We start from the raw sequence: 6,804 nt of genomic DNA, 5'->3' as shown, positions 1-6,804 counted from the left end.
TACACCTCTTTTGAAAAATTTGTCTTATTTAAACCCCCATTCTTTATCACTAAGCTAATAAATATAATAAAAATAGCAACAATTATTAATTACTATTTTAAAGAAATTTATAGATAAAATGAAATTATTTAAGGTTTACATATTAAACAAAATATAATATAAAGCAAAAATCTCGATTTTCAATAATTCAACATTAATTATTAATAAATCAATAACAAATACAAATAAAATAAATAATCATTTATTAACAACTTTGGCATTTAATTTTCTTTGCAAAGCGAGCACTCAAATTTTCAACTCTCAACTGAATTTTCTCCTCTTTAATTCTTCGCTCTTTCTCTTTATATTCAATCCAATCCTCAAAACTCTTATCCGATCCATATCTTTTTTGAAATTCTTTAAATTCACGATCCATTGCCTCTATATTAGCGTCAACCTGCGCTATAAATGCTTCCATATCCATTTCTTCATCTCTAAAACCTTTCTTTTTTCTAGGAAATTTAATATCTTTCATAATAAAATAAAACCCTCTTAATAGTAATAAGATACTATACTATTATAACAAACTAACATGTTGCATTGTGACGAATTATTGTATTATCATGAAAAATTATTGCTTTCCTATTCAGTATTGAATTATGTAGTAATATAATTTATATAGGAGCTCTAAAAAATGATCAATATATTATACTCAATAAAATTACAAAGAAGTATTAAAGTTAATTTACCAAAAATTAACAAGGATATTAATTTGAAGCAACAACGTCAAATCTTTAATTCAGAGTCTAAAAAACAACATAAAAAATTTAATGATGACAAAATACTTGAATTTATCAAATCTAATTTAGAAAACGATAATCGTACTATAAAATCAGTGCGTAAAATCAATCAAAATACAAATTTATCTAAATATAAAATAAATATTTATCAGAATTAATGAACAAGGGCTTAATCACAAAAGAGAACCAAAGATTAGTGATTAATAGAGATTAATACCTAAGTACCATACTATGAAATTCCTAAATACTTTCCTAAAGTCACAAACATTTGGACTACAAAATATGAAACAGCAAGTGTCGCAATAACTGTCAAAGACGAAATCAATTGACCCTTAAATCCTAACTTACCTTCAATAAATCCTAACTTACTTTCAATAAAAGTTAACCTAGAATTAATTTGACCCACATCACTCTTAACAGCCTCTATCTTTGCATCTAGTTTATCCATTCTAGCATCTAGTTTATCCATTCTAGCATCTAGTTTATCCATTCTAGCATTAAGTCTACTCTCAACTCCATCTATTTTGGCATCTAGTTTATCTATTCTAACATCTAGTTTCTCCATTCTAGCACTAAGTCTACTCTCAACTCCATCTATCTTGGCATCTAGCCTACTCTCAACTCCATCTATCTTTTCATTTAAATCAATCTTGAGAATATTGATCTTATCATCTAAATAGTGAAAATTATCCATCATTCTATCTTGAAGAAGATCAAACTTCTCTTCAAGAACATAATAACTTATAATCTGACCATCAAATGGTATATTATGATAATCTTTTTTAACTCTCTCAGACCTAATTGAACTCTTATTTATTGGATTATCATCAATTAATTGTTCTTTTGTTACAGCAACATCCATATTCAAACCTCTATTAATCTTTAACTCTCTACATTCTAATTAATTGTAACATAATAAGCTTGAATTATTAATTGTAACCACTTAAAAAAATAATAAGACCAACAACAAAAAAGTTATTGATCTTATTCAAGGGTATATTTATAGTAAAAATAATAAATTTTATTACTATAAATACAATTAACATTATACATCTTGTTAAAAAAATCAATAGATAAAATTGATTATTGAAAATATTTTTTATTTTTTCTAGTCCAACATTCGAAAACCAATTGCATGCTCCTTCTCCTTTAACATTCTAACAATTTTATCAGCATCCAAAACATCACCATTAAATAATTATTGATAATTACGTGTCCTTTATTACTTCCTTCAATTTTTTGTATTCTATTAATTTCTTCTGCAATAATTCTTGCTTCAAGATTGCTAAAATTTTCATTAATTGGTGCTGGTGTTACTCTTACAAGCTCATTTTGACCAAATTCACTAGTCATAAGTCCTTCACCAGGCATAAATGTTGGCTTTGTAGTCATAAATCATTAACACCACCAGCTTATACACTAAGATCATAACGACCATTATCATCAAATGCTAACTTTACTACTCTCTTATATAAAGAGCCTTTAATTGGATGGTTTTCAACTTTATTACAATTACTTGTTACAAAGCCACCTGAATTACTAGAATTTTGATATTTATATTTAAAAGAAGCATATAAAAATTAATTTGCATATATCAAAAAACACCTCACATTATATAAAGCTTAATAAATTGAAACTAGTATTATTAACATACGCAACATTAAATATCAAAATATCATCATTTAGCAATAATTTTAGAATTCAATTTCTTTGCAAATCGCGAACTCAAATTCTTAACTCTTAACTGAATTTTTTCATCTTTAAGTTTTTGCTCTTTCTCCTCATATTCAATCCAATCCTCAAAACTTTTATCCGATCCATATCTTCTTTGAAATTCTTTAAATTCACGATCCATTTTCTCTATATTAGCGTCAACCTGCTCTATAAACGCTTCCATATCAATTTCTTCATCTCTAAAACCTTTCTTTTTTTTAGGAAATTTAATATCTTTCATAATAAAACAAAACCCTCTTAATAGTAACAAGATACTATACTAGTATAACAAATTAACATGTTGTTAACATATTATACTTTTAATCTCTCTTAATTATCACTAAATTAATAAATTTAATCTAAAATAGCAACAACTATTCATTAATATTTCAAATATTATAAAAAACAAAAATTCTAGTTGCACTTAGTTAGTTATGACAATAATTACTTGTTAACTAATTTATTGACGTTTAATTATGAGAATTATGATATAATACAATATAATATTGTGTTATATATGCATATCAATTAAACTTCATAACTAATGGCCTTACTAGATTTTATACAAAATCACTCTTTTAAGCAAAAATCATAAATTTAATAATATTTAATTTATCTTTATCTTGTCTAAGACACCTTTAATTTCATTAGCTAAAGCTATAACAACACTACATTTGGCTTCAAAGTTTTCGAACTTTTCTTCAAAATACGGTTGAACTTTATGAAGGTCAAAAACTCTAGTCCGCAATTCTCCATTTAATTGAATTATGAAAAACTCTGTGGCTATATCATTGTTGTAATCATTCACAAATTTTCGTATTACTCCTGTTATTAATTCTCTTTTAGATGATTCAAGTTTTTCCAATTTGGTTTTTAATAACTTTAAATCTTGTAGAGATAACATATCAAGTTTATTTTGTTTAGCTTTTAAAGCTTCATATACATCTATGTAATATGCTTTAGCATAGTTCCTTGATTGTTCAATTATATTGTTTTTAAATTCATTCATAAATGATTTGCATCTTAATGAACTTTCTGAAACATAAAAAGTAGAACCATTATCTATATTATAATAAATATCTATAAAGGGTGCCATCAAATTAAGATCATATTCAAGAGCTAAGTAAAATTCATTTCTTAGTATCACGTTTTCTGTATACAGGATATTCTTTGAAGCATCTTCAATTATAAACATGTTAAATATTTCATTGGGACTAACCAATCCAGGGCCTACCACTTGAATAATTTGTGCAAATTCATCCCAACTTTTACCATAATGTATTTTTAAAATATCCATTACCTTATTAGGAATCTCTCTTTTAATATCTGCAATTTCTTTTTCTTTTTCTTTTTCTTTCTGTTCTTTTTGCATATTTTTTTGTTCTGGAGTTGTATTACTACTAATAACAATGCTACTAGAAACATACTTTTTTGGGGAGCCACAAGATATCAGTAACAAATTTATCACAACAAACATTATCGATATAATGAAATCTTTTTGTTTCAAATATTCTCCTTATCATAAAAATATCAATTTCTATTAAAAATTAAATTGATAAATTATTTCAAACTTTTAACTTATTAACCACCAACACACACATTATAATATTTGAACATGGGTATGTCAAGTTTTATTTTGTATAATGTCTAATTATCGATTAAATATCCCAAACAATATGTTTTGCATATTTAAAATTATCATAAAATACAATGTTAATATGATTATCACCAATATATAAATAAAACCATTTCCCCCTAAGGTTGTTTTACTTTTGCACATTTTAGAATACTATTTTTAATTTTATTAATCATAACCCAAAGATCTACTTTAGTCACTTCCTAAGTCAACTTAACATTAACTAAATAATTTATTTGCTCCAGAATTATTTCTTGCTTGTAAGTCAACACTCTAGGTCAATCTGTATGAACCACCACACCACCAGCATCTCCAAAATTGACTTCTATACCAGATTGTTTTGCTACATCAACAACTTTTTTACACTTTCAATTACAATCTACACGCTAGCCTTATCAGCCCCAACCGCACTAACACCAGCAACATCATCAGCAATACCAATATTACCCTTTTGCAACACCAACCAATTTAGTTAAAGCCCCAATTAACTAGTTAACTGGTCTCAAAAACTTCATTTGCTTCTTTAATGGAACCCTTGACAACTCCAATTGTGTTCACACCAACATTCTTTGCACCAGAAATTTCACCTGCTAGCCCTTGCAACTTTTCATTAATCACTTCCAATCCTTTTTTTATCTTCTCAAAATATTCTACTATCTTATCTCTCTTATATCCCGATTTCACCACACTAAATCCTAATGTATCTCCTATTGCACTCCCAAAAACACTAAAAATTCCTAAAACCATACTACTGCACTTGCTACTGCTGCTTTTGCCTCACTAACATTATCCCGCTTTTCAAACAACTTACCAATTGTCTTATACTGCTCTCCATCAGTCTTAGTAGAAACAGCTTTACATTCATTCTCTTTCAATACTACTACAATAATGACCTTTATTCATAAATAAATATATATATATATATATATATATTTATTTATTTATTTATTTATTTATGCTATTAAAATCTTCATGTAATACATCTTGTCTAAAAGCAGTAGCATTACCAATAATAATATTAACACTACCACTAGCTAGCTCCCAAAGCCGCTTCCTTTGCTCACTCCTCGATCTTACTTATCTTCCCAATAAATTTCTCTACATTTTCTTTAGCCCTAACATAATGCCCATATTCTCCTACAATTTTTCACAATCTCACTTTAAGTATCTTTATTGTATTCTCAATCTCACTAAAATATGCTTCAATATCACTCTTCTTAGTATCTGCCTTGATTCCTAACGTCTCAGTAATCATATCCCCAAAAGTGACAAAAACGTCCAAAAATCCTTCCCTTCAATTAACCATATAAAAATTAATGATTGATTTTATTAACACATATTATCAATGTAAAAATACAAAATCTATATCATTGAGCGTTTTATATTTACATTACATAATGAGTCTTCTAAATTTAAGATTATACTTTCATACTATATTATATAAAACTATAGATGGTTATTTGATTTTTTCAAATGTCTAATATACCTCACAATAAGAATAATGATATTAATAAAAAAATAATATACAAAACACATCTTTATTTGACACTACAAAATAAAAGATACCAAGAGATTAACTCGCAGTATCTTTCTTTTATAACTTTAACTTTATTTTTTTCATTTTATTATTTAGTTATATAGTGCTATCAATTTCCACCACCAGAAACACTCTTTTCAGATGATGAAGGAGTATCATTATTAATTTTTATTACATTCTTTACTTCCTTAAGTCCCAAATCAATTGTCTTTCTTATTGCTACAGTTAATGTATCTAATGCTTTAGTCACAACACTTACTATTGCTCTTTCTATCATTTTTTTTGCATCATTAGCATTGTCACCATTAGCAAATTTACCATTCTTAGCTATAGCTCTTAATGCTATACCTCCTGCAACTTCCACATCTTTAGGAGCATTAACATTAGCAGCTGCAATAGCGGCACTATGCTTAGCTAATTTAGCAGCATTACCACTATCTCTAACCATAGCTTTTAATACATCAGCTCCAGTTACGGCTCCAACAGCCTTTGATGCATCAGTTGCTGATTTTTTATCATCCGCTCCAGATCCAGTAGTACCATCAAATAATTTACCTGCACCATCATTATTCCTTGCAGTATTACCATCCTCAGCCTTTTTATCATCCCCAGCTTCAGCATTTCCTTCTTTTTTAAGTACCACTTCTACTATACCTTTAATTCCTTTCACTAAACTATCAATATCACCAGCAGTACCGCCAGCATTATTATCAGCTACATTTCCTATTAACTCACTAGTATCACCAATAGCTTCACTTGCTTCCTTTGCTCCTCCAATTATCTTATCTAGTTTACTCTCAACTAATGTCTTCACTGCACTCTCAGTAGCTGCAGCATTCGGATTCTTTTCTGCCTTCATCTCACTAACAATTTTATTAAGTCCATCCTTTATCCCTTGCAAAGTCTCCTGTACTGTCTTAAAATATTTCCCTACATCCGACTTCTTACTCTCAACATTCAACCCCAATACACTCCCTACTATATCCACAAAAAAAGTAAAAACATCCAAAAATTCATTACTAACTTTCACTCATTGACTTTAAAAACTTATTCTCAAAACTCCCTTTACCCTCTTCTACTACTCAACTATTACATCCCATCACTACCATCATTACCCATTAATATAATCTCTTTAACTT

The 6,804-nt window shown here is 27.9% G+C and carries 8 protein-coding genes and 3 pseudogenes; 1 reads left to right on the top strand and 10 read right to left on the bottom strand.

The features are described 5' to 3' along the window. Positions 1–244: 244 nt before the first annotated feature. On the bottom strand, positions 245–514 hold the full coding sequence (locus BDU_RS07445) for a hypothetical protein (protein WP_012539802.1): 270 nt from the start codon (positions 512–514) through the stop codon (positions 245–247). Between the two features lie 159 nt (positions 515–673). Between BDU_RS07445 and BDU_RS07440 the strand changes: the two genes are divergently transcribed. Next, on the top strand, positions 674–937 hold the full coding sequence (locus tag BDU_RS07440; RefSeq protein ID WP_012539801.1) for a hypothetical protein: 264 nt from the start codon (positions 674–676) through the stop codon (positions 935–937). A 71-nt stretch (positions 938–1,008) separates the two neighbouring features. Here the strand turns inward: BDU_RS07440 and BDU_RS07435 are convergent, their stop codons facing one another. The 9 genes and pseudogenes from BDU_RS07435 to BDU_RS07410 form a co-directional block, all read right to left on the bottom strand. Next, positions 1,009–1,641 carry a coiled-coil domain-containing protein gene (locus BDU_RS07435; protein ID WP_143705895.1) on the bottom strand — a complete coding sequence of 211 codons (633 nt, stop codon included), beginning with the start codon at positions 1,639–1,641 and terminating at the stop codon, positions 1,009–1,011. A gap of 287 nt (positions 1,642–1,928) precedes the next feature. Further along, complete coding sequence (locus BDU_RS07430; RefSeq protein WP_012539799.1) at positions 1,929–2,171, bottom strand: hypothetical protein; 243 nt, start codon at positions 2,169–2,171, stop codon at positions 1,929–1,931. A 20-nt stretch (positions 2,172–2,191) separates the two neighbouring features. Beyond that, positions 2,192–2,332 (bottom strand): annotated as a pseudogene (locus BDU_RS09090) (DUF228 domain-containing protein); the annotation flags it as partial. A gap of 125 nt (positions 2,333–2,457) precedes the next feature. After that, on the bottom strand, positions 2,458–2,733 hold the full coding sequence (locus tag BDU_RS07425; RefSeq protein ID WP_041177975.1) for a hypothetical protein: 276 nt from the start codon (positions 2,731–2,733) through the stop codon (positions 2,458–2,460). A 366-nt stretch (positions 2,734–3,099) separates the two neighbouring features. Beyond that, on the bottom strand, positions 3,100–3,999 hold the full coding sequence (locus BDU_RS07420; RefSeq protein ID WP_012539798.1) for a virulence associated lipoprotein: 900 nt from the start codon (positions 3,997–3,999) through the stop codon (positions 3,100–3,102). A 621-nt stretch (positions 4,000–4,620) separates the two neighbouring features. Further along, the gene (locus BDU_RS07645; protein WP_049752341.1) at positions 4,621–4,875 is read right to left on the bottom strand and encodes a variable large family protein; all 255 of its coding nucleotides are present in this window, start codon (positions 4,873–4,875) and stop codon (positions 4,621–4,623) included. After that, entirely contained in the window at positions 4,866–5,003 is a 138-nt protein-coding gene (locus tag BDU_RS08415; RefSeq protein WP_158298617.1) for a hypothetical protein, read from the bottom strand. Before BDU_RS08415 ends, BDU_RS07645 begins: the two co-directional genes overlap by 10 nt. Before the next feature lie 188 nt (positions 5,004–5,191). Then, positions 5,192–5,419 (bottom strand): annotated as a pseudogene (locus BDU_RS08195) (variable large family protein); the annotation flags it as partial. Positions 5,420–5,774: 355 nt separating this feature from the next. Beyond that, a pseudogene (locus BDU_RS07410) lies at positions 5,775–6,784 on the bottom strand (variable large family protein). Between the last annotated feature and the right edge of the window lie 20 nt (positions 6,785–6,804).

It is taken from the genome of Borrelia duttonii Ly (assembly GCF_000019685.1).
GTDB lineage: Bacteria > Spirochaetota > Spirochaetia > Borreliales > Borreliaceae > Borrelia > Borrelia duttonii.
The sequence above is the reverse complement of the archived record's forward strand: the minus strand, read 5'-3'. Positions and strand labels throughout refer to the sequence as shown.